The sequence below is a fragment of the Cognatiyoonia sp. IB215182 genome, assembly GCF_033963905.1.
Taxonomy (GTDB): domain Bacteria; phylum Pseudomonadota; class Alphaproteobacteria; order Rhodobacterales; family Rhodobacteraceae; genus Yoonia.
Genome location: NZ_JAXBMB010000004.1, coordinates 238,031 through 261,316, shown reverse-complemented (window position 1 = coordinate 261,316; position 23,286 = coordinate 238,031). Strand labels below are relative to the sequence as shown.

General features: G+C 58.9%; 28 protein-coding genes. 20 read left to right on the top strand and 8 right to left on the bottom strand.

Features of this window, described 5'->3' with window-relative positions:
• Positions 1-4: 4 nt before the first annotated feature.
• Both SLH47_RS09985 and SLH47_RS09980 read right to left on the bottom strand, forming a co-directional pair.
• A complete protein-coding gene (locus SLH47_RS09985) occupies positions 5-883 on the bottom strand; it encodes a type II CAAX endopeptidase family protein (RefSeq protein WP_320239344.1) in 879 nt (292 codons plus the stop codon).
• Positions 880-1,785 (bottom strand): type II CAAX endopeptidase family protein, encoded by a 906-nt coding sequence (locus tag SLH47_RS09980; RefSeq protein ID WP_320239343.1) that lies wholly within the window; start codon positions 1,783-1,785, stop codon positions 880-882. Before SLH47_RS09980 ends, SLH47_RS09985 begins: the two co-directional genes overlap by 4 nt.
• 109 nt (positions 1,786-1,894) lie before the next feature.
• Here SLH47_RS09980 and ilvD point away from each other — a divergent pair, with 109 nt between their 5' ends.
• The 6 genes from ilvD (at position 1,895) to SLH47_RS09950 (ending at position 6,934) form a co-directional block, all read left to right on the top strand.
• Positions 1,895-3,628 (top strand): dihydroxy-acid dehydratase, encoded by a 1,734-nt coding sequence (gene ilvD, locus SLH47_RS09975; RefSeq protein WP_320239342.1) that lies wholly within the window; start codon positions 1,895-1,897, stop codon positions 3,626-3,628.
• A 5-nt stretch (positions 3,629-3,633) separates the two neighbouring features.
• Positions 3,634-4,251: a dihydroxy-acid dehydratase gene (locus tag SLH47_RS09970; protein ID WP_320239341.1), complete on the top strand. Its 618-nt coding sequence runs from the start codon at positions 3,634-3,636 to the stop codon at positions 4,249-4,251.
• 62 nt (positions 4,252-4,313) lie between these two features.
• A complete protein-coding gene (locus tag SLH47_RS09965) occupies positions 4,314-5,087 on the top strand; it encodes a DUF6478 family protein (RefSeq protein WP_320239340.1) in 774 nt (257 codons plus the stop codon).
• Between the two features lie 10 nt (positions 5,088-5,097).
• On the top strand, positions 5,098-5,463 hold the full coding sequence (locus tag SLH47_RS09960; protein ID WP_320239339.1) for a hypothetical protein: 366 nt from the start codon (positions 5,098-5,100) through the stop codon (positions 5,461-5,463).
• Positions 5,464-5,593: 130 nt separating this feature from the next.
• On the top strand, positions 5,594-6,082 hold the full coding sequence (locus SLH47_RS09955; protein ID WP_320239338.1) for a fasciclin domain-containing protein: 489 nt from the start codon (positions 5,594-5,596) through the stop codon (positions 6,080-6,082).
• Between the two features lie 201 nt (positions 6,083-6,283).
• The gene (locus SLH47_RS09950) at positions 6,284-6,934 is read left to right on the top strand and encodes a pyridoxamine 5'-phosphate oxidase family protein (RefSeq protein ID WP_320239337.1); all 651 of its coding nucleotides are present in this window, start codon (positions 6,284-6,286) and stop codon (positions 6,932-6,934) included.
• Here the strand turns inward: SLH47_RS09950 and SLH47_RS09945 are convergent.
• Positions 6,931-7,464: a DUF523 domain-containing protein gene (locus SLH47_RS09945; RefSeq protein ID WP_320239336.1), complete on the bottom strand. Its 534-nt coding sequence runs from the start codon at positions 7,462-7,464 to the stop codon at positions 6,931-6,933. The genes SLH47_RS09950 and SLH47_RS09945 overlap by 4 nt on opposite strands.
• 200 nt (positions 7,465-7,664) lie before the next feature.
• Between SLH47_RS09945 and SLH47_RS09940 the strand changes: the two genes are divergently transcribed.
• From SLH47_RS09940 to uvrC, 6 genes are all read left to right on the top strand, one after another.
• The gene (locus SLH47_RS09940; protein WP_320239335.1) at positions 7,665-8,591 is read left to right on the top strand and encodes an ABC transporter ATP-binding protein; all 927 of its coding nucleotides are present in this window, start codon (positions 7,665-7,667) and stop codon (positions 8,589-8,591) included.
• A complete protein-coding gene (locus tag SLH47_RS09935; RefSeq protein ID WP_320239334.1) occupies positions 8,588-9,349 on the top strand; it encodes an ABC transporter permease in 762 nt (253 codons plus the stop codon). Before SLH47_RS09940 ends, SLH47_RS09935 begins: the two co-directional genes overlap by 4 nt.
• A 38-nt stretch (positions 9,350-9,387) precedes the next feature.
• A complete protein-coding gene (locus SLH47_RS09930) occupies positions 9,388-10,182 on the top strand; it encodes a S49 family peptidase (protein WP_320239333.1) in 795 nt (264 codons plus the stop codon).
• Positions 10,179-10,346 carry a hypothetical protein gene (locus SLH47_RS09925; protein WP_320239332.1) on the top strand — a complete coding sequence of 56 codons (168 nt, stop codon included), beginning with the start codon at positions 10,179-10,181 and terminating at the stop codon, positions 10,344-10,346. The genes SLH47_RS09930 and SLH47_RS09925 overlap by 4 nt, the downstream gene beginning before the upstream one ends.
• Positions 10,343-11,119: an SDR family oxidoreductase gene (locus SLH47_RS09920; RefSeq protein ID WP_320239331.1), complete on the top strand. Its 777-nt coding sequence runs from the start codon at positions 10,343-10,345 to the stop codon at positions 11,117-11,119. The genes SLH47_RS09925 and SLH47_RS09920 overlap by 4 nt, the downstream gene beginning before the upstream one ends.
• A 283-nt stretch (positions 11,120-11,402) precedes the next feature.
• Positions 11,403-13,259, top strand: coding sequence for an excinuclease ABC subunit UvrC (gene uvrC, locus SLH47_RS09915; protein ID WP_320239330.1), 1,857 nt, complete (start codon positions 11,403-11,405; stop codon positions 13,257-13,259).
• Between the two features lie 12 nt (positions 13,260-13,271).
• Here the strand turns inward: uvrC and SLH47_RS09910 are convergent, their stop codons facing one another.
• On the bottom strand, positions 13,272-13,997 hold the full coding sequence (locus SLH47_RS09910) for a hypothetical protein (RefSeq protein WP_320239329.1): 726 nt from the start codon (positions 13,995-13,997) through the stop codon (positions 13,272-13,274).
• A gap of 173 nt (positions 13,998-14,170) precedes the next feature.
• Between SLH47_RS09910 and pgsA the strand changes: the two genes are divergently transcribed.
• The 4 genes from pgsA (at position 14,171) to SLH47_RS09890 (ending at position 17,215) form a co-directional block, all read left to right on the top strand.
• Complete coding sequence (gene pgsA / locus SLH47_RS09905; protein ID WP_320239328.1) at positions 14,171-14,839, top strand: CDP-diacylglycerol--glycerol-3-phosphate 3-phosphatidyltransferase; 669 nt, start codon at positions 14,171-14,173, stop codon at positions 14,837-14,839.
• Complete coding sequence (gene moaD / locus SLH47_RS09900; protein ID WP_320239327.1) at positions 14,836-15,081, top strand: molybdopterin converting factor subunit 1; 246 nt, start codon at positions 14,836-14,838, stop codon at positions 15,079-15,081. The genes pgsA and moaD overlap by 4 nt, the downstream gene beginning before the upstream one ends.
• Positions 15,082-15,522 (top strand): molybdenum cofactor biosynthesis protein MoaE, encoded by a 441-nt coding sequence (locus SLH47_RS09895; RefSeq protein ID WP_320239326.1) that lies wholly within the window; start codon positions 15,082-15,084, stop codon positions 15,520-15,522. It abuts the gene before it with no gap.
• 259 nt (positions 15,523-15,781) lie between these two features.
• Positions 15,782-17,215 carry a hypothetical protein gene (locus tag SLH47_RS09890; RefSeq protein ID WP_320239325.1) on the top strand — a complete coding sequence of 478 codons (1,434 nt, stop codon included), beginning with the start codon at positions 15,782-15,784 and terminating at the stop codon, positions 17,213-17,215.
• Here the strand turns inward: SLH47_RS09890 and SLH47_RS09885 are convergent.
• The gene (locus SLH47_RS09885) at positions 17,137-17,736 is read right to left on the bottom strand and encodes a DNA-3-methyladenine glycosylase I (RefSeq protein WP_320239324.1); all 600 of its coding nucleotides are present in this window, start codon (positions 17,734-17,736) and stop codon (positions 17,137-17,139) included. The two genes, SLH47_RS09890 and SLH47_RS09885, sit on opposite strands and share 79 nt — an antisense overlap.
• Positions 17,737-17,802: 66 nt before the next feature.
• On the opposite strand from SLH47_RS09885, the gene SLH47_RS09880 reads away from it, so the two are divergent.
• The 4 genes from SLH47_RS09880 (at position 17,803) to SLH47_RS09865 (ending at position 21,984) form a co-directional block, all read left to right on the top strand.
• Entirely contained in the window at positions 17,803-18,609 is an 807-nt protein-coding gene (locus SLH47_RS09880; RefSeq protein WP_320239323.1) for an EAL domain-containing protein, read from the top strand.
• A 151-nt stretch (positions 18,610-18,760) separates the two neighbouring features.
• Entirely contained in the window at positions 18,761-19,936 is a 1,176-nt protein-coding gene (locus tag SLH47_RS09875; RefSeq protein WP_320239322.1) for an acetyl-CoA C-acetyltransferase, read from the top strand.
• 69 nt (positions 19,937-20,005) lie between these two features.
• Entirely contained in the window at positions 20,006-20,731 is a 726-nt protein-coding gene (gene phbB / locus SLH47_RS09870) for an acetoacetyl-CoA reductase (RefSeq protein WP_320239321.1), read from the top strand.
• Positions 20,732-21,039: 308 nt separating this feature from the next.
• Positions 21,040-21,984 (top strand): transcriptional regulator GcvA, encoded by a 945-nt coding sequence (locus tag SLH47_RS09865; RefSeq protein WP_320239320.1) that lies wholly within the window; start codon positions 21,040-21,042, stop codon positions 21,982-21,984.
• A 34-nt stretch (positions 21,985-22,018) separates the two neighbouring features.
• Here SLH47_RS09865 and SLH47_RS09860 read toward each other — a convergent pair whose 3' ends face one another.
• The 3 genes from SLH47_RS09860 to SLH47_RS09850 all read right to left on the bottom strand — a co-directional run bounded on the left by SLH47_RS09860 (position 22,019) and on the right by SLH47_RS09850 (position 23,275).
• On the bottom strand, positions 22,019-22,186 hold the full coding sequence (locus SLH47_RS09860) for a YdcH family protein (protein ID WP_320239319.1): 168 nt from the start codon (positions 22,184-22,186) through the stop codon (positions 22,019-22,021).
• A gap of 122 nt (positions 22,187-22,308) precedes the next feature.
• Positions 22,309-23,085, bottom strand: a complete 777-nt coding sequence (locus SLH47_RS09855) for a tRNA1(Val) (adenine(37)-N6)-methyltransferase (protein ID WP_320239318.1) — start codon at positions 23,083-23,085, stop codon at positions 22,309-22,311.
• Positions 23,057-23,275 (bottom strand): DUF2007 domain-containing protein, encoded by a 219-nt coding sequence (locus tag SLH47_RS09850; protein ID WP_320239317.1) that lies wholly within the window; start codon positions 23,273-23,275, stop codon positions 23,057-23,059. Before SLH47_RS09850 ends, SLH47_RS09855 begins: the two co-directional genes overlap by 29 nt.
• Positions 23,276-23,286 lie beyond the last annotated feature (11 nt).

Here is a 23,286-nt window from a genome sequence, read left to right as displayed (position 1 = left end):
GCAATCAGGCGCGCAAGAGGCGGCGCAGGATGGCCCAGGTCAGCACCAGCATGACCACGAAGCCCAGATAGGCCAGCGGCGGGGTATCAACGACGTCATAAGGCGTCACTCGCAGCGCAAGCCCATCCATTTCGCCCGGCGAACCAAAAACGCCAAATACGATGAGGTTATTGGCAAAATGCCAGCCCCAGGCCGCCCCTAGATTTCCCGTCACCCGGGCAAGGTCCGCCCAAAGCATCGCGAGGATGAAAATCACACCGATGATCAGCCACGTGATCGGCCCATAGCTGGTCGGGTTGAAATGCAAGAGCGCGAACAGGATTTGGGGGATCGCCATCCAGATGATCGGGGAACGAAAGCGCGCTGCCATCTGCTGCATCAGGTAGCCGCGAAACATCAGCTCCTCCGCGCCGGTCTGAAAGATCAGGGCAATGACCAGAACCGGCAGCCAGGCCAGAAAAACATCCCATGAGACATTCGGGGTGCTGTCGTAAAACAGATGCCACACCCCGATATTGATCGCCTGCAACGTGAGGAACAGGCCAGCGCCAATGGCGAAATTGCGTGCGACCTTGCCTTGGCCCATCAGACTGCGCCAGCCGCGTTTATGTAACACGCGCGCCACGAGCCAGACCGCAAAGAAAGCGCCCATAAAGACGCCCAGGAAAGACACGACGCCAAGTGGGGTCCCGCCGTCAAAGATCGCCCGATCCGCCACCAGGGCTGGCGCAAGATATGTGACAGCTGCCGATAGCGCGATGGCGAAGGCAAAGGTCAGCACAACCCAGGCCACCACCCCGACGATCACCCGCCAGAGTGCCGGATAAGCGCGGGCAGGTGCTACAAAACTTTCAAATGGGTCCGAAAAGGTTGGTGTTGTCATCGTTTCAAACTGATCCGCGCGCTGAGCCACATAATCAACACCGAAAGTCCGGTGGTCACCATGCTGAAAGCCATCCAAATCCCTGCAACAGCAGCGATTTCCGCGCTGATGATGTCAGGGTCCTCATAAGGGTATATGATCAGGGCGAGCCCCGACATGGGCCAGCCTTCGATCCCGACAAACAGAACCGCGGCGAGGTTATTGGCCAAGTGCAGGCCGATGGCCGCACCCAGATTGCCCGTGCGCGCCGTCAGATCCGCGCAGGCAAGACCCAGAAGCGTGGCCCAGAAGACATAGACAAGCCCCTCTGCAGTGCTGTTGGCGTTCCAGAAATGCCAGATCCCAAAGAGAAGCGATGGCAGGCCCATCCAGACCCATGGATTGGTGGAAAGACAGGCGAGCTGCTGCTGGAGATAGCCGCGAAAGATGATCTCTTCGGTTGTGACCTGGATCAGGATGACAAAAACTGCGGGCATCAACAGCGCCAGCCATAAGGTGATGTTGCGGATTTCGGCCGGCTCGCCCCATGATCCCAGCGGCATAATGACCTGTGTGATCAACAGGATCATGCCCACCGCCACCGTCGTTTTGCGAAAGTCGAACCAGGCGGCGTGATAAGGCCCGATCAGCGACCAGAAACCGCGGCCGTGCACGCGACGCAATGCCTTGACAAAGACCCAGGCCGAGACCCCGAAAATCGCAAATTGCGCGAGGGCTGCGACCGGGGTGATCGCGTCATAGAACGCGGTCTGTGCCCGTTCCGGCAGAAAGGCCATCAGAATGACCGGGAAGGCGAAGAACGCCGCAAGGAACGTGGCCCCGACCGTGACGATATTGCTCGGGTGGGTCACGTTTTGCGCAGGGCGGATAAAGTCGCGATGCGGTGCGTAAGCGTCGGCCATGCCGGACCCTATGCCGCGTGGGCATCACCCTGCAACCGCGACTTCAACCTTGCACCCCGGCCACCCACTATTTAGACCCGAACGCAGCAGTTTTCCGGGAGAAGTTCAGATGCTCAAAGGCAAGGTCGACAAAACCAATCTGCCCAGCCGCCACGTAACCGAAGGCCCATCGCGCGCGCCGCATCGGTCCTATTTCTACGCGATGGGTCTGGATGAAGAGGCGATCCAGCAGCCTTGGGTCGGCGTTGCGACTTGCTGGAACGAGGCGGCACCCTGCAACATCGCCCTGAACCGGCAGGCGCAGTCGGTGAAGCTGGGTGTCAAAAAGGCGTTTGGGACACCCCGTGAGTTCACCACCATCACCGTCACCGATGGGATCGCGATGGGGCATGAGGGGATGCGCTCCTCGCTGGCATCGCGCGAAGCCATCGCCGATACGGTTGAACTGACGATGCGCGGGCATTGCTATGACGCGCTTGTGGGGCTGGCGGGCTGCGACAAGTCCCTGCCTGGCATGATGATGGCGATGGTGCGACTGAATGTACCATCCGTCTTTATCTATGGCGGGTCGATCCTGCCGGGTCGCCTTGAAGGCAAAGACGTGACCGTACAGGACGTTTTTGAGGCGGTCGGCAAACATCAGGCGGGCAATATGTCGGATGCAGAGCTTGAAGTTCTGGAACGGGTCGCCTGCCCCAGCGCCGGTGCCTGTGGAGGCCAGTTTACGGCCAACACCATGGCCTGCGTGTCCGAGGCTGTGGGGCTTGCCCTTCTCAATTCCTCCGGCGCGCCCGCCCCTTACGAAAGCCGCGACCAATACGGCGTGGCCTCGGGCGAGGCGGTTATGAACCTGATCGAAAAGAACATCCGCGCCCGCGATATTGTGACCCGGAAGAGCCTGGAAAACGCTGCACGGATCGTGGCCTGCACCGGCGGGTCGACCAATGCAGGTCTGCACCTGCCCGCCATCGCCGCCGAGGCCGGGATTGATTTTGACCTCTTCGACGTCTGCGACATCTTCCGCGACACGCCCTATTTCGTCGATCTGAAACCGGGCGGGCAATATGTGGCCAAGGACCTTTACGAGGCGGGTGGCGTGCCCATCGTGATGAAGGAACTCCGCAAGGCTGGCCTGATCCATGAAGATTGCATGACCGCATCCGGCCGCACCATGGGCGAAGAGCTCGACATGATCAAAGGCGAGGCGGATGGCCGCGTTGTCTATCCTGTTGAAACACCGCTGACCCCGACGGGCGGCGTTGTCGGCCTTAAAGGCAACCTCGCCCCCGATGGGGCCATCGTGAAAGTCGCGGGGATGAGCGAAGAAGAGCAAAGCTTCTCCGGCCCCGCCCGCGTTTTTGAATGCGAAGAAGACGCGTTCGAGGCGGTCAAGGCGCGCCAGTATGAAGAAGGCGAAGTGATCGTCATCCGGAACGAAGGCCCCTCTGGCGGGCCGGGCATGCGCGAGATGCTGGCGACGACCGCCGCCCTGTCCGGTCAGGGCATGGGCAAGAAAGTGGCGCTCATCACCGATGGCCGCTTTTCGGGCGCCACACGCGGGTTCTGCGTGGGCCATGTGGGGCCAGAGGCCGCCCATGGCGGGCCGATTGGCCTTTTGCAGAATGGCGACATGATCACGATCAACGCCATCACTGGCGAATTGAAAGTTGATCTCAGCGAAGAAGACCTCGCCCAGCGCAAAGCAGACTGGAAAGGCCCGAAAGAGACGATCTATGCCTCCGGCGCGCTCTGGAAATACGCGCAGCTTGTGGGTGGGGCGCGCAAAGGCGCGCTGACCCATCCCGGTGCCAAGGGCGAAAAACACATCTACATGGATCTCTGAACAGAATGCTGCGCCTTTTTGCAGGCCTTGCGCTGGCTTCCGCCTGCGCGGCCTGCACGCCCACCGCACCCGCCAAAACCGTGGCACTCGCCGATGGTACCGTCATCGCGACGACACCAGAGGGCTACTGCGTCGATGGCCCATCCAGCCAGCTGCGTAACGGTTTTGCCGTCCTTGCACCTTGCGCAACGCTTGGTGATCCCGGCCCGGCGCCCAAGGTGGTTGGCGTTGCGACGATCCAGGTTGGCCCGCCCGATAGCGGCGCCGTAAAAGACGCCGAAATCCCGCTGCGTGACTTCCTGATCACCGATGCCGGGAACGCGCTTCTCAGCGCCGATGGCAAGGACAGTGACGTGACAATCCTGTCAACCCAGGCGTTCAACAACCGGGTCATGGTCCACTTTGTCGACAAGGGCACACCGCCCCTCCCCGGCCTGCAGGGCGAGGAATGGCGCGCCTTTACGGATGTAAACGGGCGTCTGGTGACGATCGCGGTGCGCGGGTTGACCTCTGCGCCCTTGCAAGATGGCCCGGGGGCGGGGCTTTTGAAGCTTGTGCTTGGCGGAGTGAAGGCACCACCAGATGAGCCGACCGAGACGCCGGCGGACGACCCCGAAGCTTAGGCTATTTGCATTGCAGCGCAGGCTTGGCACACTGGGCGGCAGGAATAAGGACACAACCCGCAATGCCCCTCAGCCCGCAAGGCCCCATCGGACACTTTCTGCATCGACGGATGTTGAAGCGGTGGCGCTTGGCAGCGCGGGCGGCACACGACACCGACCTGGGCACCTTGAAAAACCTGCGCCAGCAGGCCCGTCAATTGCAGCGTCCCTTGCAAGAAATTGTGCACACCGCAGAGGCGCGGATGGCGCTGCCATCTGTCGAAGCGACAGCACCACCTCGCCCTACCGGCACCGACTGGTCCTGGCGCCCCAAAGCCTGGCAAGCGGCCTTCGCCGCGCCCGGCGCCGCCAATGCGCAGAACAGAACGCCGCTTGGAAACGAGCTCACGCTCTTTCACGACTGCCCATTGGCCGAAATTGCGATCCGGCAGGTGCGTAACACGCGCAAGCAGAATGCAGCACCTTTTGGCGTGCAGATCGACATATTTCATTTCCAGGGCAGCTATCTGTCGCTGGTTATCGAGATCCCGACCGAGGCTTGTGCCGACCTGCGCAGGCGCCATGTCATCCAACTGGCAGGCGTTATCGAACGGGAACAGCCAATTACCATCTATGCCCGGATCAACGTCCTCAATGGACCCAATACCGAGCAGATTCTGCTGACCCTGCCCGATGACACGCCCGAAACCATGGTGGAGTTCGACCTCGCCTACAGCCAGCTCAACGAAAAACGGGCAGAGCGGATGTGGGTCGACCTGATGTTCGAAAGCCCAAAGATGAACCAGATCACCCTGCGCGATCTGACCTTCTGCCGCCACCCGCGCGCGGACATTTGAGGATCATGAGATGAGCGACCTGATACTCACCAAAACACAGCTGCAGGGCGGCATCTGGGAAGGCGAGATTGCGGGTTCAGTTTCTGATGAGCCGAGGATATCGGTTATCCATCAGGGGGCCGAGATTGAAGGCGTCACCGTCAGTCAAGGAGACGAAATCGGCACCTGGCGGGTCACATTTCCAGTGCCACTGCACCTGATCAGCGACGGCATCCAGACGTTTGTGGTAAGCGATGATCATGGGCGTCGGCTTGGCAGTCTGGACCTTTTGGCGGGCGAGGCGCTGGCCGGTGATATCCGCGCGGAACTGAACCTATTACGCGACGAATTGGATATGCTGAAAAAAGCATTCCGGCAGCATTGTCGCGAAACATGAGGCGTCCCTACGCCAAGTGCGACACTTCGGATCACTATAATACAGCCCATAAACTCATTGTCAGAATGACAACCAGTCTGGCTAAGCCCTCGTAACAATGGCGTTAACAGGGACTTGAAAGGACACTCCCATGAACCGTCGTTTTGCATTGAAGTCAGTCATCCTCGCGGCAGGCGTGGCCGTTGCCGCCGCTTGTGCGCCGATGGAGAGCGAACCTGATATCGTCGATATCGCCGCCTCCAATGGCAACTTCAACACGCTCGTTGCCGCTGTTACAGCGGCTGGCCTCGTCGATACGCTAAAAAGCGAAGGGCCCTTCACCGTCTTCGCCCCAACTGATGAGGCGTTTGCTGCACTCCCAGCCGGCACGGTCGACAACCTGCTGCTGCCCGAAAACAAGGACCAGCTGACAGCGATCCTGACCTATCACGTTGTCCCCGGCGCTGTGACATCCGACCAGCTTGCCGGTCAGCGCCTCTCGGTTGCGACCGTGAATGGCGAAGAAGTGCATATTGACGGCACCAACGGTGTGAAGGTTGACGATGCCACGGTGACGACTGCGGATATCATCGCCTCAAACGGTGTGATCCACGTGATCGACAGCGTGTTGCTGCCATAAGAACATACTGCATCACTGCAGTTCCAAAGGCCCTGCCGCGCATCGCCCTATCGCGCGGCAGGGCTTTTTTGTAACCTATCCAAAGACCTTAACTGTTTGCAGAAAACGTCCGCCCGACCAGGCGCCTCATGACTTTGCTGCCGATCCGCGCTATCCAAAACCCGTCATGGCTTTGGCCTCCATGCGAAAGGATCGTTGACGATGTCGCAATACCCGCTCGACCCCGCTTATCTGATCAATGATGAGGAGGCGTTGCGGGCACTCTTTCCGCAAGTCACACCCATCGCCGCGAAGAAAAGCGTGAAGCAGCTCGACAAACATGCGCGGGAACTCATTGCACGTGCGCCGTTCCTCTGTATCGGAACGCAGCGCCCTGACGAGCAGGCCGATGTCAGCCCACGCGGTGATGCTCCTGGCTTTGTTCAAGTGCTCGACGAGACCACGCTGCTGATCCCCGACCGGCCCGGCAACAACCGCCTTGATACGCAAGCCAACATCCTCGCCAATCCAGCCGTCGGCCTGCTTTTCATCATCCCCGGCTTTGACGAAACGCTGCGCGTGAACGGCACCGCCAGGATCACGCGTGACCCCAAGCTGCTTGCGGACAGCGCGGTGAACGGGCGTGTGCCCCTGACCGCGATCATCGTGAGTATTGAAGAGATCTTCATCCATTGCGCCAAGGCCTTTCGCCGGTCGAAGCTGTGGGACCCCAGCCAGCACCAAGACCGGCGCGAGATGCCGTCGCTCATCGAAATCGTTCTGGATCAGACGAGTGGCAGGCCGGATGATCCTGATGAGATGCGGCGGCTCAATGATCGGCTTGAGGAAACCTACCGCACGAAGCTTTATTAGCTTTCCGATAGCAGCACGTTGAGCGCTGCAATCTCTGTCTCGGCCCAGACCCGCACACCGGCTTGCCGCAACGCCGCAGCGGTCGTGCCCATTCCGGCTTTGGTCACGCCCGTAAAACTACCGTCATAGATAAAGCTTGACCCACAAGAGGGCGAGCCATCCGTTAGCACCGCATGGCGACACCCATGCCGGGTCGCCAATTCGACGGTATCGCTGGCCGCCCGCCGGTAGAGGTCCGACACATCGCGACCGGTCTTTTCCACCACAGCCGCCTGCCCCGCCAAAACATCCGCGCCCTGCGAGGCCGCATTCCGTCCATCGCCCAGCGCAGCAATCTCCGCTGGCGGGCGAGGTGTCGGAAAACCCACCGCAACCTCCGGACAGATTGCCACCAGCCGACCCTTTGCTTGCCACGCATCAAGGATCGCATCGGAACCTGACGCCTTGGCCGTGCCGTTATATCGCAAGGGCCGCCCGAGCAGACAGGCTGAGATCAGGATTTTGTCCATGTTGCGCTGATAACGCGCCATCTGCTGACAACCAAGCACCACATCCTGTCGAGCGCATATTGCGCTGCCATAAATGGGAGCCACGCAAAGGCAACCGCACAAATCAAGCGAATGCTCGCTACACACTCTGCAATTTTGCACAGTGCAGTCTTCACGTTATTCCTCTTTTCCTCTGGCAGACGGCACACTAGGTTCCCCGCACCCAGCCAAAGGCCCACTCCATGTCCGCAATCGTTTCTGTCCAAAACCTGCGCAAAGCCTATGAGGGCGGTTTTGAGGCATTGAAATCCGTCAATATCGATATCGAAGAGGGTGAAATCCTCGCTTTGCTTGGCCCGAATGGCGCGGGGAAGACAACGCTGATCTCAACGATTTGCGGCATCACGGTGCCCACGTCGGGAACGATCACCGTGGGCGGGCATGACACACAGACAGACTTTCGGGCAGCCCGCAATCTGATTGGGCTGGTACCGCAAGAGATCAATCTTGAACCGTTTGAGACGGTGATGAGCACGGTCAGCTTTTCGCGGGGTCTGTTCGGTAAGGCGCGCAACGATGCGTATATCGACGGCATCCTTGAACAGCTTTCGCTGAGCGATAAGAAGAACAGCAAGATCATGACCCTTTCGGGAGGCATGAAGCGGCGCGTGCTGATCGCCAAGGCGCTTAGCCATGAGCCACGGGTGCTGTTTCTGGACGAACCGACTGCTGGCGTCGATGTGGAACTGCGCAAGGATATGTGGGAGGTTGTGGCAGGCCTCAAAGCCTCTGGCGTGACCATCATCCTGACCACGCACTACATTGAAGAGGCCGAGGCGATTGCGGACCGCATCGGCGTGATCAACAAAGGCGAAATCCTGCTCGTGCAGGACAAGGCCGATTTGATGGCGCAGATGGGGCAAAAGCAGTTGCGCATTGATCTGGCGGAGGCGGCGGCGGACATCCCCGACACGCTCAACGCCTACAACCTGACGCGCGCCGATGACGGGCTGAGCCTGACCTACAGCTACGACACATCCGGCGAACGCACCGGCATCACAACCTTGCTCAACGACCTGCAAAAGGCCGGGCTGCAAATGAAAGATATCCAAACGGCGCAAAGCAGTCTCGAAGACATCTTTGTCGGTCTGGTGAAGGAAACGTCATGAACCTGCAAGCGATCTACACGATCTATATGTTTGAGATGAAGCGGTTTTTCCGCACATTGACGCAAAGCCTGATCTCACCCGTCTTGTCCACATCGCTCTACTTTGTGGTCTTCGGCGCAGCCATCGGCAGCCGGATCGATCAGGTCGAAGGGGTGAGCTACGGCGCCTTCATCGTGCCGGGCCTCATCATGCTGTCGGTCATGACGCAGGCGACCTCAAACGCCAGTTTCGGCATCTATTTCCCCAAATTCATCGGCACGATTTATGAGCTTCTGTCGGCACCTGTGAACTTCCTCGAAATTGTCATGGGTTATGTCGGGGCCGCGGCGACCAAGGCATTGTTCATCGGGGTAATCATCCTGATCACGGCGTTTTTCTTCGTCGAAATCCAGATCGCCCACCCCCTCGCGATGATCGCTTTTCTCATTCTGACCTGTATCAGTTTCTCCCTTCTAGGGTTCATCATTGGCATTTGGGCGGGCAACTTTGAGCAACTGCAATTGATCCCGCTTCTCGTGATCACACCGCTCGTCTTCCTTGGAGGGTCGTTCTACTCAATTACGATGCTGCCGCCGGTCTGGCAGACGATCACGCTGTTCAATCCGGTCGTCTATCTGATCAGCGGTTTCCGCTGGTCATTCTTTGGCACCGCAGATGTGGGGATTGGCATTTCGCTGTTTGCGATCGCGCTTTTCACCGGCATTTGTCTGGCGACGATCTGGTGGATTTTCCGTACAGGCTGGCGGATCAGGCAGTAGGCCTTGTGTGCCCTGACAGAAGGCCTAAGTAGGGGCGCATGAAAAGATTCATCCCCTTTATGCAATCTGATCCGCTGGTTGCCGTTATACGGCTGCAGGGTGCGATCATGAATTCGGGCCGGGGCCTTGATAACCCCAGCCTTGCACCCGTCATTGAGAAGGCCTTCAGCCGGGGCAAACCCGCTGCGGTCGCATTGGAGATCAACTGCCCTGGTGGTTCTCCTGTCCAATCTTCGTTGATCGCCTCGCGTATCCGGCGTCTGGCGGATGAGAAGAAGGTGCCGGTTTTCGCCTTTGTCGAAGATGTCGCGGCCTCGGGCGGCTATTGGCTGGCCTGTGCTGCCGATGAGATCTTCATCGATAGCTGCTCCATTACCGGCTCCATCGGTGTGATCAGCGCCGGGTTCGGCGTGCATGAGGCCATTGAGAAGGTTGGCGTGCAGCGGCGCGTCCATACGGCTGGAAAGTCAAAATCGTTGCTTGATCCCTTCCGCCCCGAAAAGCCTGCAGATGTGAAAAAGCTGAAAGGCTGGCTCGAAGATCTGCACGCGACCTTTATCGAATACGTGAAGTCACGGCGCGGGCTGAAGCTTTCTGACAACCCCGAGCTTTTCACAGGCGAAGTCTTCATCGGCCAGAAAGGCATCGATGCGGGGCTTGCGGACGGCATCGGTCATCTGGCCCCGGTGATGAAAGAGCGCTTTGGCGAGAAGGTGAAATTCCGCCGCTACGACCAGAAGAAACCACTTCTGGCACGGTTCGGCGCGCGCTTTGTCGATGACACGCTTGCGGGCCTCGAAGAGCGGGCGGCCTTTGCGAGGTTCGGCCTGTGATCCTCAAGGCGATCTTTTTCTTTCTCGCCTTCATGATGGTGCTGGGCATTTTCGGCAAGCTGCGGTTTCCAGGGCAAGACCGGCTGGCCAGCGCCAAATGCCCCAAATGCAACCGCTATCGCATCGGCAAGGGCCCGTGTAATTGCGAAAAGGGCGGCAAATGAAGGCACTTGTGACCGGCGCAGGCGCAAGACTGGGGCAAGCCATGGCGGTTTATCTTGGCCAGCGCGGCTATGATGTGGCCGTGCATTACGCCGGATCGCAGGCAGGCGCGGAAGAGACCGTGGCGAAACTGAAAGCCATGGGGCGCGACGCCATGGCGCTACAAGCCGACCTGTTGGATGAAGCCGCCACGCAAGACCTGATCCCACGCGCCGTAGACGCCCTTGGCGGCCCGCTCACTTGCCTGGTCAACAACGCTTCGATCTTTGAATATGACACGATCCAGACCGCCACGCGGGAAAGCTGGGACCGGCATCTGGAATCGAACCTGCGCGCGCCCTTCGTCCTGACCCAGCATTTTGCGCAGCAAGCACCAGAGCCGATCCATGACGAAATGAATGAGCCGGTCGCCCAAGCTCTCGTCATCAACATGCTCGATCAGCGCGTGCATAAACTCACGCCCGAATTCATGAGCTACACGATCGCCAAGATGGGCCTCTGGGCGATGACACGGACGACGGCGCAGGCGCTTGCCCCGAAAATCCGGGTCAACGGCATCGGCCCGGGGCCGACATTGCAGGGCCATCGGCAAAGCAAAACGCATTTCGACAGGCAGCGCGCGGCGACGGTGCTGAAACGCGGCGCGAACCCTGCCGACATCACCGCCGCCCTTGGATATTTCCTCGACGCGCCTGCGGTAACAGGGCAAATGCTGGCCGTTGACGGAGGGCAACATCTGGCCTGGGAAACCCCCGATGTGCTTGGGGTTGAGTAACCGCGCGTCAGACTTACGCACGGGCGTCGTCAAAGGTTCACAAACTGTTTACAAATGCTCTATTTATCAATGTGTTACCAAAACGTGAAGAAAAATACTGAATGAAATCAGTATCTTGAGTTACTGCCTAATTTTTAGGCAACTCGACGAAGTCAGCCAAATACAAAGGAAAATCCACGCTGCCCGCAATTCACCCACGGACTTATCCACAGAAAAAGTGGATGCCTTTCCTCTTGTACCCGCTGCGTTACCATTGCAGCCAAACCAGAATCACGAGCCAGGCATGAGCGACACCACATCCACCGGATATGACGTGATCCATGGCTATTTGCGTACGCTGGATTCCTCGCCCGGTGTCTATCGCATGCTCGATGCCGAGAGCCGGGTGCTATACGTCGGCAAGGCGCGGAATCTGAAGAACCGCGTCAGCAGCTACAGCCGCCCCGGCCAGCACTCGCCCCGGATCGCGCGGATGATCCGCGAGACCGCGTCGATGATGTTCCTGACCACGCGGACCGAGACCGAGGCGCTGCTTCTCGAACAGAACCTAATCAAACAGCTCAAGCCGCGCTACAACGTGTTGTTGCGGGACGATAAGAGCTTTCCGAATATCCTCGTCGCCAAGGACCACCCCTTCCCGATGATCAAGAAGCATCGCGGCGCGAAGAAACAGAAGGGCGACTATTACGGCCCCTTTGCTGGCGCGGGGGCTGTGAACCGGACGCTCAACCAGTTGCAGCGCGCATTTCTGCTGCGCAATTGCTCCGATTCGGATTTTGAGACCCGCACGCGCCCCTGCCTGCAATACCAGATCAAGCGCTGTTCCGGCCCCTGTTGCGGGCTGATCAGTGAAGCGGATTATGCGGCCTCCGTCCGCGACGCCGAACAATTCCTGCAAGGCCGCACCAAGGGCATTCAGGAGGCGCTGGCCCAACAGATGCAGGACGCCGCCGCCGAGATGGAGTTTGAGCGCGCCGCCGCCTTGCGCGACCGGATCAAGGCGCTGACCCAGGTACAATCGGCGCAAGGCATCAACCCGCAATCCACGGCAGAGGCCGATGTGATCGCACTGCACCGTGACGGCGGCCAGGCCTGTGTGCAGGTCTTTTTCATCCGCGCCAACCAGAACTGGGGCAACCACGACTACTACCCCCGCATCAGCGGCGACGAAGACCCTGCCGAGGTGATGGAGGCATTTGTCGGCCAGTTCTATTCCAATCGCGAACCGCCCCGGATGCTGATCCTCTCGCACGGGCTCGATAACGATGACCTGATGGCCGCCGCCCTGTGCGAAAAGGCAGGGCGCAAGGTCGAGATCGTAATCCCCCAGCGCGGTGAAAAGGCGGAACTGGTGCAATCGGCCTTGCGCAACGCCCGCGAAAGCCTCGCCCGCAAGATGTCCGAGACGGCAACGCAGACCAAATTGCTCAAAGGCGTGGCCGAGGCATTCGACCTCGCAAAGACACCTGAACGCATCGAGGTCTACGACAACTCCCACATCCAGGGCGCGCATGCGGTGGGGGCGATGATCGTGGCGGGGCCGGACGGGTTCGATAAGAACCAGTACCGCAAGTTCAACATCAAGGACACAAAGATCACGCCGGGCGATGATTTCGGCATGATGAAAGAGGTGCTGACCCGCCGGTTCCAACGCCTCTTGAAAGAAGACCCTGAAAGGGCGCAAGGCACGTGGCCCGATCTTCTCTTGATCGACGGCGGCGCGGGTCAGGTGAGTGCCGTGCAAGAGATCATGGATGACCTGGGCGTCGCCGACATCCCGATGGTCGGCGTGGCCAAGGGTGAAGATCGCGATGCCGGGAAAGAGGAATTCTACCGCACAGGCAAACCCGTCATGGCACTGCGCCACAACGACCCGGTGCTCTACTTCATCCAAAGGATGCGGGACGAGGTCCACCGTTTTGCCATCGGCACCCACCGCGCGAAACGCTCCAAGGCCATCGGCGCTACACCGCTTGATGACATTCCCGGCGTCGGGGCCACGCGCAAACGCGCATTGCTTGCACATTTCGGATCAGCCAAGGCAGTGGCGCGCGCCAACCTTGCCGATCTCAAGGCCGTCGACGGCGTCTCAGCCAATATGGCACAGACGATCTATGACTTCTTTCACGAAAACGGCTGACTGCTAGCGGACTCAGCTACGTCCGAAGGGCGCATTGCGTCCGGCGAAGAGCAGCAAAACGAGAACGAAAAGAACAGCGACGGCGACCTGACTGATCAGCCTTTGCGCCGCAAAGGTCACTGTAACTACGCCATCATCAATGCGAACCTCATCCAGAACCAGGGCGGCCAAAGCGATATTGCCGCCCGCCGACCTCAGATCATAGATCGGGAAGGCGTTCAGAAACGTCTGCAAGATACGGCCAAAAAGCTCTTTGAGCGCAGAGGTCAGTTCGGGGTCGAAAGCCGTGGTCGCCACAGCGTCATCCGTTACGGCCTGCAAAGCTGTCCGGGCACCTTGCACCAGAAGGTCACCCAAATCCCTACGCGTCGTCTCGGTCGCACCCTCTTCTGCAAAGTCAAGCGCAATCTCCCGGTAGTCCAGATCCCGCAAGTAGAACGCCCCGTCCTGATACTGAATCTGCAAGGCGGCTGAGATGGCAACATCGCCGCGATACATGGGCGAGGTTGCTGTCACCGCCCACTCGGTCTCGACACGGTTGCCTGCGCTTAACGTAACCGTCCCCGCATTGATCACTGCAGAACCGACATCTTGCTGGGTCTCAAAAGGCAACCTGTCCGCAATGGCCGTGTTGATCTGCGCCTGCGTGACCGTGATCGGCAAGGGCGGCAGCAGGAAAAACCCGAGCGCGAGCAACGCCAGAAGAACGGAAAACACAATGATACCAAACCGCCGCATCACGCTGGCCCTTACAAACGCCCCTGCGATGCACCTTACTGCAGGTGACGATGTCCCGCCAACGGTCCCGGCCCTGTCATGACTGTCCTCGGCACTGGGGCAACCTGCCGCAGCGCTAGGCCGACGCATGTATGGTCTGGCATCCGCTCGCAGGCCACGCTACGACTTTGGATATGACGCTGAACCTGCCCAATATCCTCACCATCCTGCGCCTTGCCGCAGCGCCGGGCGTGGTGGTGATGTTTCTCTATTTCCACCGGCCCTGGGCGGATTGGTTTGCGCTGGTTCTTTTTGTCGTGGCCGCGTTGACGGATTTTCTTGACGGCTACCTCGCCCGCGCGTGGAAGCAGGAGACCAAGCTGGGCGCAATGCTGGACCCGATTGCTGACAAGGCGATGGTGATCATCGCGCTGATCGTGATCACCGGCTTTTCCGGCATGAACCCATGGATCCTGCTGCCCGCCACCGTGATCATCTTTCGCGAGGTATTTGTCTCTGGCCTACGCGAGTTCCTCGGCGACACTGCAGGTACACTGAAAGTCACCAAGCTTGCGAAATGGAAGACCACCGCGCAGATGGTCGCCATCGCCATGCTCTTTGCCACCGGCGCGTTTGAACACTACTTTGGCATGCAGTCGCTCGCCATGACCTCTGAAATGGTGGAGGCGGCGATCACAGGGACCGGCCCGGATGACCTGGGCCTGCGGTGGAAGTACCAGGGCATGAATATCAGCTGGTGGGGCGGCATAATCATGCTGTGGCTCGCCGGGGTGCTGACATTAGCCAGCGGCTGGGACTATTTCCAGAAGGCGCGGCCCTATTTGAAGGATGGTGCGACATGAATGTGATGTATTTTGCCTGGGTCCGCGAACGGATCGGCATCCCGCAGGAAACGGTCGAGACAGAGGCCGCCACCGTCAATGATCTGATCGCTGAATTGCGGGGCCGCGAAGAACGTTATGAGGCCGCATTCGCGGACATCAGTGCCTTACGGGTGGCGCTTGATCAGGAACTGTCGGATTTCGATGCGTCACTTTCAGGCGTGCGCGAAGTGGCGTTCTTTCCACCGATGACTGGTGGTTAGATGCTCGTCCGCGTACAGACCGAGCCATTTGACGCGGGCGCGGAACTGAATGCCTTTGCGCAAGGCCACACGGATGTCGGCGCGGTGGTCAGCTTTACCGGAGTGGTACGCGATACTAACGGCGATCTGACCGAGATGCAGATCGAACATTACCCCGGCATGACCGAACGCGCGATTGGCAAGATCGTGGATGAAGCCACGGCGCGTTGGAACCTCGCCGATGCGCTCGTTATCCACCGGCATGGCACGCTTTCCCCCGGCGCCCCGATCATGATGGTGGCCACCGCCGCCGCCCACCGCGCCGCCGCCTTTGCCGCAGCCGATTTCCTGATGGACTACCTGAAATCCCGCGCGCCCTTTTGGAAGAAAGAGATCACATCTGACAGCGCCGATTGGGTAGCCGCTAAAACTGCAGATGAAGATGCGCTCAACCGCTGGTAAACAAGACCACCCAACTCCTGTGACAGTCATGCGACATCAAGGTGACGTATTGATGTTAATCAGGCCGAACTAACGTGGCCCGCGACCAAATCGCAGCATAATCTTCATCCAAATATCAAAATCCTTTTGCATTTGACCATCAGTTTGCGCGTGCGGGATCCATTTGGCCCGAAAAACACAGGCAAACGAGCTGATTCAGCGTATTCGATCATTCTCAGCGCGAAACGGCAGCGCGGCTTGATCTTCATCAAAACGCGTCGTGATCACCATTTCCTTTGCCTTTCTTCTTGGCGAAAGGAACTTGACCTTGCAGTTGAAATCGACAGAACAGGCGAAAGACAATGGGCTGCAAACGCACTGCGATCATGCATTTGTTCAAAAAGATGATGCCGATCTAGATCGACATTTCCTAGCTTCTGCGAGGCTTCCCGAGAAGCATGGTTCCACTCAAATATTCAACATCGCTCCTCTTTCAAACGAGGCCCGGGTTCTGATCCGTGGTCATAGCCGTGATCGCATCAATGCGCTTCAGCAAGCCCTTTGCGGGCCACGCACGACCCATATTCATATGCCCCATACGGGCGCCCATTTGTTTCCGCCACGTGAGTTTCGTCAAAAGGAAAAAACGCGGCGTGTGATCGACGAATTGGTAGCGTCGTATCGACCCTCCACTAAGCGAGCAGTCAAACGTGTCATTTATCGCGGCCAGGCCTGGTATATAGCATCGCTAATGATGCAAACGCGCCCCGATATTTGTGTATGTTGGAATGGCGTTCGAGGGCATCGGAGGCTGTTTATGGATGTCGCGCAGGATCTGGGTATCCCGCATCTATATATGGAAGAGTCACCGGTTCCGGAACGGATCACCTGTGATCTAGCCGGTGTCAATTTTGAGAATTCTCTGCCGCGGCGGATGGACTATTATCGCCTGTGGCAAGCCCGGGCTGCAGGTGTCGCGCGTAAAGAATGGCGATCTCTTGCAGACAGGCTGGCCGCAAGAGTGACAGAGCGCACCCATACGTCCCAATTAACGCGAGATTTGGGAGACGAGGGCAAGTACATCTTTTGTCCCCTGCAGGTACCAACGGACAGTCAGGTAGTTAGCTTTGGCGGTCGCTTCAAATCAATGGAGCAATACGTCGAGACCTTATGCAATGCAGCCAAGGCTCTCCCGCGCGGGTGGCATTTGCGGATCAAAGAGCATCCGTCAAGCCAAGTCACCTTCCGGGATATGATCAAGCGGCATGTCGGCGAGAAGCTTAAGCTCGACAACTCCACCGATACGTTCCTGCAGGTAAAGCATGCAAAAAGTGTTCTGACGCTCAACTCGTCAGTCGGAATCCAAGCATTCTACTTTGACAAGCCAGTGATGACACTTGGCCATGCCTTCTGGGATTTTGGTGGTTTGGCAGAACATCTGGCGACCAGCGAGGCACTCATGGAGGCTCTGGCGAACCCCACACGATCCTGGTTCTCTGAGCGGGACCGCGCCGCCTTCATGAACTATCTGACGTTTGTCTATTACGTCATCGAACAAGATGTAGCGGATGGGAAGATCGGCTTGAACGATATCATAGGCCGCGCGGCTGATCGTGATGCCCTTCTGGCCGAGGTTCAACGCGACGATGCGTCTGTCGCAGTAACGCGCGCGAGTGCGGCACATTCATCATGGCGAAAACAGCCTGTGACATGATTGTTCATGAGGCCTGTCGCCTCCATGAACGCAAAGACAATTGTGGGGCCGCAGAAGCGGAAACCAGCTTTCTTGAGATCCTTTGAGATTTGTACTGATAGCGGCGATTGTGTTGGGACGTCTTTGCGGTGTACGGCATTGGTCCGGAGTGGCACGCCATCAACGTAATTCCACAGGAACTGATCGAATCCTTCGCGCACCTCAATCTCTTGCCACGCGCGGGCATTGCCGATTGTGGCCTCGATCTTGCCGCGATGGCGGATGATGCCAGCATTGCCCAGCAGGCGCTGCACGTCATCCTCACCCCATTCCGCGATCACATGCGGGTCGAACCCGGCAAAAGCCGCCCGGAAGTTATCGCGTTTCTTGAGAATCGTGATCCAGCTCAACCCAGCCTGAAATCCATCAAGGATCAGCTTTTCCCACAAGGCCCGGCTGTCATATTCGGGCACGCCCCATTCGGTGTCGTGATAGTCGACATAAATCTGCTCGGGCCCAGCCCAGCCACAACGCTCAACCATCGCTGCGTCCTTAATGTGTTGTTAGGCCGCTTTGGGCATCTTGCGTGCAAAGTATGGAGCCCTTGGATGCAAAACGCCACACTTGCCCGCGTCGAGATGGATGAACAGGCGCTGATCGATCCGCTGCATTATGCGATGGCGAGCCGCGATGCGGATGTGATGCTTTTGGTGAATGAGGCTTTGGATGCGGGTCGCGCACGTCTTGCCTTCCATCCGATTGTGACGGCGGATGCCGAGCCGCGTGTCGCGTTCTACGAAGGGCTGGTACGCCTGATGGATGATGCGGGGCGAATCATCCCTGCTGCCCATTTCATGCCATTGGTCGATGAAACCGGCATGGGGCGCCAGATTGATTGCGCCACGCTGGACCTTGCCCTGAAGTTCCTGCGCCAGAACCCAAGCGTGCGACTGTCGGTCAATGTCTCTGCCCGGTCGATTGGCGACGGCGAATGGCGGCGCATCCTGGATGCGGGTCTCTTGCACCGCAATGATCTGGGTGACCGGCTGATTTTCGAGATCAGCGAAACCTCCGCGATGATGCTGCATGAGAACGTCATCCGCTTCATGGCCGAGATGCAGCCCAAGGGCGTTGGCTTTGCGCTGGACGGCTTCGGGGCCGGGATGACGGCGTTTCGTTACCTCAAGGATTTCTTTTTCGATCTGGTCAAGATCGACAAATCCTTCATCCGGGGCATTGAAAGCGATCCGGACAATCAGGTCCTCGCCGAGGCGCTGATCACCGTCGCCCATCAGTTTGAGATGTTCGCAGTCGCCGACGGGGTCGAAACAGCGGCCGAAGCCGCTTTCCTACGACAGGTCGGTGTGGATTGTCTGCAGGGGTATTACTTCGGCGTGCCGAAATTCGATCTCTAGTTCGGTTGCACCACATGCATAGGGGATTTGATTTGCCCTGCGTCAACTGACCGAATACACAAGGATACGAGCCGCAGTGGGGGCTGACTCGTACCTTATGACGTATGACTGGCCTCGTCCTGCCAAGGGAGCAACCTAAAGGGACTATTCCATGACCAATGTCGTAATCGCATCAGCCGCCCGCACCGCCGTGGGCAGCTTTGGTGGATCATTTGCCAACACGCCCGCCCATGATCTTGGCGCCGCGGTGCTTGAGGCGGTCGTCGACCGCGCTGGCGTCGATAAGGCGGAGGTGAGCGAGACGATCCTTGGTCAGGTGCTCACTGCTGCACAAGGTCAGAACCCCGCGCGGCAGGCCCATATCAATGCAGGTCTGCCAAAGGAATCCGCCGCCTGGGGGATCAACCAGGTCTGCGGGTCGGGACTGCGCGCCGTGGCGCTGGGTGCCCAGCATATCCAGCTTGGCGACGCCGAGATTGTGGCTGCCGGTGGTCAGGAAAACATGACGCTTTCACCCCACGCGGCCGCTTTGCGCGCGGGCCACAAGATGGGCGATATGAAGTACATCGACACGATGATCCGCGACGGTCTGTGGGATGCGTTCAACAACTACCATATGGGCCAGACGGCCGAGAACGTGGCCGAGAAATGGCAGATCAGCCGCGACATGCAGGATGAATTCGCCGTTGGATCGCAGAACAAGGCTGAAGCTGCGCAGAAGGCAGGCAAGTTCGATGACGAAATCACGGCCTATACAGTGAAGACCCGCAAGGGCGACATCGTCGTCGATAAGGATGAATATATCCGCCACGGCGCGACCATGGAGGCGATGCAGAAACTGCGCCCAGCCTTCACCAAAGAGGGCTCGGTCACGGCCGCCAATGCCTCTGGCCTGAATGACGGTGCCGCCGCGACGCTGCTGATGTCCGCTGACAATGCCGAAAAGCGCGGGATCGAACCGCTGGCCCGGATCGCCTCTTATGCAACCGCTGGCCTGGATCCATCAGTCATGGGCGTCGGCCCGATTTACGCATCACGTAAGGCGCTCGAAAAGGCGGGCTGGTCGGTCGACGATCTGGACCTTGTTGAAGCCAACGAAGCCTTCGCCGCACAAGCCTGCGCCGTGAACAAGGATATGGGCTGGGACCCTGAGATCGTGAACGTGAATGGCGGTGCGATCGCGATCGGTCACCCGATTGGCGCATCGGGCTGCCGCGTGCTGAACACGCTGCTCTTTGAAATGAAGCGCCGCGACGCCAAAAAAGGTCTCGCCACGCTGTGTATCGGCGGCGGCATGGGCGTCGCGCTCTGCGTCGAACGCCCCTGATCTAGATCAAGGCGGTGCAACGGCGCGCCGCCTAACACCATCAAAGCAATACCTGTGGAGGAGACTAATATGGGACGTGTCGCACTCGTCACCGGCGGCTCGCGCGGAATCGGCGCAGCCATTTCGACAGCATTGAAGGATGCCGGCTATTCCGTCGCCGCGACCTATGCGGGCAACGATGAAAAGGCGGCGGCCTTTACGTCCGAGACCGGCATCAAAACCTACAAATGGAACGTCGCCGATTACGACGCCTGCACTGCGGGCATCAAACAGATCGAAGATGATCTGGGCCCCGTGGAAGTGCTGGTCAACAATGCGGGCATCACCCGCGACGCGCCGTTCCACAAGATGACGCCCCAACAATGGCACGAATGCATCGACACGAACCTCAACGGCGTCTTCAACATGACCCACAACGTTTGGGGCGGCATGCGCGAGCGCAAGTTTGGTCGCGTTGTAACGATCAGCTCGATCAACGGGCAGAAGGGCCAGTTCGCCCAGGCCAATTATGCCGCGACGAAGGCGGGTGATATCGGCTTTACGAAGTCGCTGGCACAGGAAGGCGCGCGAGCTGGCATCACCGTCAACATCGTGGCCCCCGGCTACATCAATACCGAGATGATGAGCACGATCCCCGAAAAGGTCATGAACGAAGTGATTCTCCCACAGATCCCGGTGGGCCGCCTAGGTGAAGCGGAAGAGATCGCGCGGGCCGTCCTGTTCCTTGCCTCGGATGAGGCCGGGTTTGTGACGGGTTCGACGCTGTCGGCCAATGGCGGCCAATACATGTCCTGAGGTTTACTGCTTTGAAAAAGCAAGGGCCGCGCTGATCAGGCGCGGCCCTTTATCGTTCGGCTACATCAGCAGCCGCAGCGAAATCTCTAGCGGCGTCCGCTGATCCAGCGCAACGCGGCGCGGACAACCTGCGCCCGTTCTTTATGGGCACTCTGAAAACCTTGGCGGACGCGGGGGTTTGTTGTGATCTCTAGCATGGCAGAACTCCTTGCTGCGTGTGTGTCTTGATGCCCTCAATATGCGCTTTCGGACCGGGTCCGACAAACGAGACTTCCTATCACTTCAGTTAAGCTGTATTAAACTGAATTATGAATGAACGGTTACCTCCCCTCACAGCTTTGCGGGCGTTTGAAGCGGCTGCGCGGCATATGTCCTTCGCCAAGGCGGCGGAGGAGCTGAACGTCACGCCGGCGGCATTATCATACCAAATCAAAGCGTTAGAGGCGGATTTGGGCATGCCTGTCTTCCGCCGCCTGAACCGCGCGGTTGAGTTAACCGAAGCCGGGCGCGCGCTGGCACCGGGAATATCGGACGCATTCGCGAGCCTTTCGGCCGCCTGGCGCAATACAAAACGGCTGAACAATAATGACGTGCTGACGGTCACCGCGGGGCCTGCCTTCACTTCGAAATGGCTCGCACCCCGTCTTTACAAATTCGCGCAGGAACACCCGGAAATCGAACTGCGCTTTCATGCAGGCCTTCGCGTCGCGGATTTTGACCGCGATGAGGTCGATGTCGCTATCCGGTTCGGGATCGATGTTGCCGAGGGCCTGTTCGCCGCACCGCTACATCAGGAATGGATGACCCCGATGATGACGCCGGAGCTGGCACAGACAATCCAAACGCCCGAAGACATCGCCAAGACCATGCTGATCCACGACGATTCCGTCGCGTTCCTCAAGATGGATTGGGATTGGCCGTCCTGGTGCAGAGCGGCAGGTGTGACGCTGGATACCGAACATGGGCTGCGCTTTTCACAGGCCGACCATGCACTGGATGCAGCGATATCCGGTGCGGGGGTTGTGTTGGGCCGCATCACTCTTGCGACCCGCGCGCTTGAATCGGGCCGTCTGGTGGCACCCTTTGATGTCGGGATTATCGCCGATGCGCAGTTTCGTTTGGTTTGTCCCGCCGGGCATGAAAAGCGCCCCAATATCAAGGCGTTTCATGATTGGGTGATGAACGAAATTGCGTCTTCACGGCGGTTCGAAGACGGGCGGCGTCTGGTCTATGCAAAGGACCTGTCGGCGTAAGGCACCGGCGCCGCGCGCCAGTGCCGTGCGTGGCTTAATGCGCGCTGAGCCGCGTGATCTCTTCCTTGATCATCAGCTTTTGCTTTTTTAGCTTCGCGATTTCGAGGTCATCAGTCGCAGGGCTGCGCTGGAGCATCTCGACCGAGTCCGAGAGGTGCTGGTGCTTCTTCTTCAGTTCCTGCAAATGTGAACTCAAGCTCATGATCGTCCTCCTCTGGGATATGTGTGGATGCGACAAGTGCATCACAGATTTCCGGCCGAGTCACGCCGCAAAGCAGCAATCGGGCCGTTCTGTCACGGTCGCCCAGAGGTATTGCCAAAAGGTTAAAGGCCGATGGCCAATTCCGCGCCGTTTCGCAAAATGGCCTGAACGGCGGGCGTATAGCTTTCGTGATCGCCCTGATGGGCAGTGCCTTCGTGCATGACGAGGGTCGGTGCCATCCGAAAGGCTGCCCGCCCTTCTTGCCGCGCTTGAAGCAGGAAAAGTTCAGGCGCCCGTGCCGCCCGCCCCGCGACAGGTTTGACGATGATCGAGCCCAAGCGCCCATCGATATGGCGCAGCACCTCTGGCAGGCGTTCGATCCTTTGGATCAGGCTCAGATATCCTTTCGGCGCAATCCGCCGGATGCCGATATCCAGCCAGTCGGACAGCGGCGTCGGACCTCCTAAAGCCGTATCTCTTCCCACATCATCTGACGCGGTTCCGGCGGTGCGATCAAAATAGGGCGGGTTCATGATCACGTGATCGAACCGTCTTTGGCGCAGATCGGCGGGGAGCGCGCGCAGATCGGCAATGATCACGTCGAAGTCGGCTTCATTGGCGGTCGCGTTGCGCCGCGCAAGCGCGGCGTAGGCCTCTTGCACCTCAACCCCCGTCAACGACAGCCCCGGCACACGTGCTGCCAAACAGAGCGAGGCCACCCCCACACCGCAACCAAGCTCCAGCACCGATTGCCCCGATTTTGCTGCCGTGAAGGCCGCCAGCAGAACCGGATCAACGCCTGCCCGATACCCTTTGCGCGGCTGCCAAGCCCGCACCTTGCCGCCCAGAAAATCGTCGCAGGTGATGTCTTCAGTCACGGCCCAGATCAATCTCGGCATCGCGCATCACGGCCTCGGCCATGAACAAATCGCGGTCCAGCACCATCAACCGCCGTGGCATTATGCCTATGCTACCTTCCAGGACGCTCATATTTACGTCAAAGGTGAACCAGTCTATACCCTCGCTGTCCAACAGGGCGGTTGCAAAGGCGATCACAGTGGGGTCGTTGGTGCGCAAAAGCTCTTTCATAACAGCAGACC

What these genes read in the sequence shown, in the direction of transcription:
- SLH47_RS09985 (WP_320239344.1), bottom strand. Translation starts at nt 883, where the DNA reads ATGACAACACCAACCTTTTCGGACCCATTTGAAAGTTTTGTAGCACCT.
- SLH47_RS09980 (WP_320239343.1), bottom strand. Translation starts at nt 1,785, where the DNA reads ATGGCCGACGCTTACGCACCGCATCGCGACTTTATCCGCCCTGCGCAA.
- ilvD (WP_320239342.1), top strand. Translation starts at nt 1,895, where the DNA reads ATGCTCAAAGGCAAGGTCGACAAAACCAATCTGCCCAGCCGCCACGTA.
- SLH47_RS09970 (WP_320239341.1), top strand. Translation starts at nt 3,634, where the DNA reads ATGCTGCGCCTTTTTGCAGGCCTTGCGCTGGCTTCCGCCTGCGCGGCC.
- SLH47_RS09965 (WP_320239340.1), top strand. Translation starts at nt 4,314, where the DNA reads ATGCCCCTCAGCCCGCAAGGCCCCATCGGACACTTTCTGCATCGACGG.
- SLH47_RS09960 (WP_320239339.1), top strand. Translation starts at nt 5,098, where the DNA reads ATGAGCGACCTGATACTCACCAAAACACAGCTGCAGGGCGGCATCTGG.
- SLH47_RS09955 (WP_320239338.1), top strand. Translation starts at nt 5,594, where the DNA reads ATGAACCGTCGTTTTGCATTGAAGTCAGTCATCCTCGCGGCAGGCGTG.
- SLH47_RS09950 (WP_320239337.1), top strand. Translation starts at nt 6,284, where the DNA reads ATGTCGCAATACCCGCTCGACCCCGCTTATCTGATCAATGATGAGGAG.
- SLH47_RS09945 (WP_320239336.1), bottom strand. Translation starts at nt 7,464, where the DNA reads ATGGCGCGTTATCAGCGCAACATGGACAAAATCCTGATCTCAGCCTGT.
- SLH47_RS09940 (WP_320239335.1), top strand. Translation starts at nt 7,665, where the DNA reads ATGTCCGCAATCGTTTCTGTCCAAAACCTGCGCAAAGCCTATGAGGGC.
- SLH47_RS09935 (WP_320239334.1), top strand. Translation starts at nt 8,588, where the DNA reads ATGAACCTGCAAGCGATCTACACGATCTATATGTTTGAGATGAAGCGG.
- SLH47_RS09930 (WP_320239333.1), top strand. Translation starts at nt 9,388, where the DNA reads ATGAAAAGATTCATCCCCTTTATGCAATCTGATCCGCTGGTTGCCGTT.
- SLH47_RS09920 (WP_320239331.1), top strand. Translation starts at nt 10,343, where the DNA reads ATGAAGGCACTTGTGACCGGCGCAGGCGCAAGACTGGGGCAAGCCATG.
- uvrC (WP_320239330.1), top strand. Translation starts at nt 11,403, where the DNA reads ATGAGCGACACCACATCCACCGGATATGACGTGATCCATGGCTATTTG.
- SLH47_RS09910 (WP_320239329.1), bottom strand. Translation starts at nt 13,997, where the DNA reads ATGCGGCGGTTTGGTATCATTGTGTTTTCCGTTCTTCTGGCGTTGCTC.
- pgsA (WP_320239328.1), top strand. Translation starts at nt 14,171, where the DNA reads ATGACGCTGAACCTGCCCAATATCCTCACCATCCTGCGCCTTGCCGCA.
- moaD (WP_320239327.1), top strand. Translation starts at nt 14,836, where the DNA reads ATGAATGTGATGTATTTTGCCTGGGTCCGCGAACGGATCGGCATCCCG.
- SLH47_RS09895 (WP_320239326.1), top strand. Translation starts at nt 15,082, where the DNA reads ATGCTCGTCCGCGTACAGACCGAGCCATTTGACGCGGGCGCGGAACTG.
- SLH47_RS09885 (WP_320239324.1), bottom strand. Translation starts at nt 17,736, where the DNA reads ATGGTTGAGCGTTGTGGCTGGGCTGGGCCCGAGCAGATTTATGTCGAC.
- SLH47_RS09880 (WP_320239323.1), top strand. Translation starts at nt 17,803, where the DNA reads ATGCAAAACGCCACACTTGCCCGCGTCGAGATGGATGAACAGGCGCTG.
- SLH47_RS09875 (WP_320239322.1), top strand. Translation starts at nt 18,761, where the DNA reads ATGACCAATGTCGTAATCGCATCAGCCGCCCGCACCGCCGTGGGCAGC.
- phbB (WP_320239321.1), top strand. Translation starts at nt 20,006, where the DNA reads ATGGGACGTGTCGCACTCGTCACCGGCGGCTCGCGCGGAATCGGCGCA.
- SLH47_RS09865 (WP_320239320.1), top strand. Translation starts at nt 21,040, where the DNA reads ATGAATGAACGGTTACCTCCCCTCACAGCTTTGCGGGCGTTTGAAGCG.
- SLH47_RS09860 (WP_320239319.1), bottom strand. Translation starts at nt 22,186, where the DNA reads ATGAGCTTGAGTTCACATTTGCAGGAACTGAAGAAGAAGCACCAGCAC.
- SLH47_RS09855 (WP_320239318.1), bottom strand. Translation starts at nt 23,085, where the DNA reads ATGCCGAGATTGATCTGGGCCGTGACTGAAGACATCACCTGCGACGAT.
- SLH47_RS09850 (WP_320239317.1), bottom strand. Translation starts at nt 23,275, where the DNA reads ATGAAAGAGCTTTTGCGCACCAACGACCCCACTGTGATCGCCTTTGCA.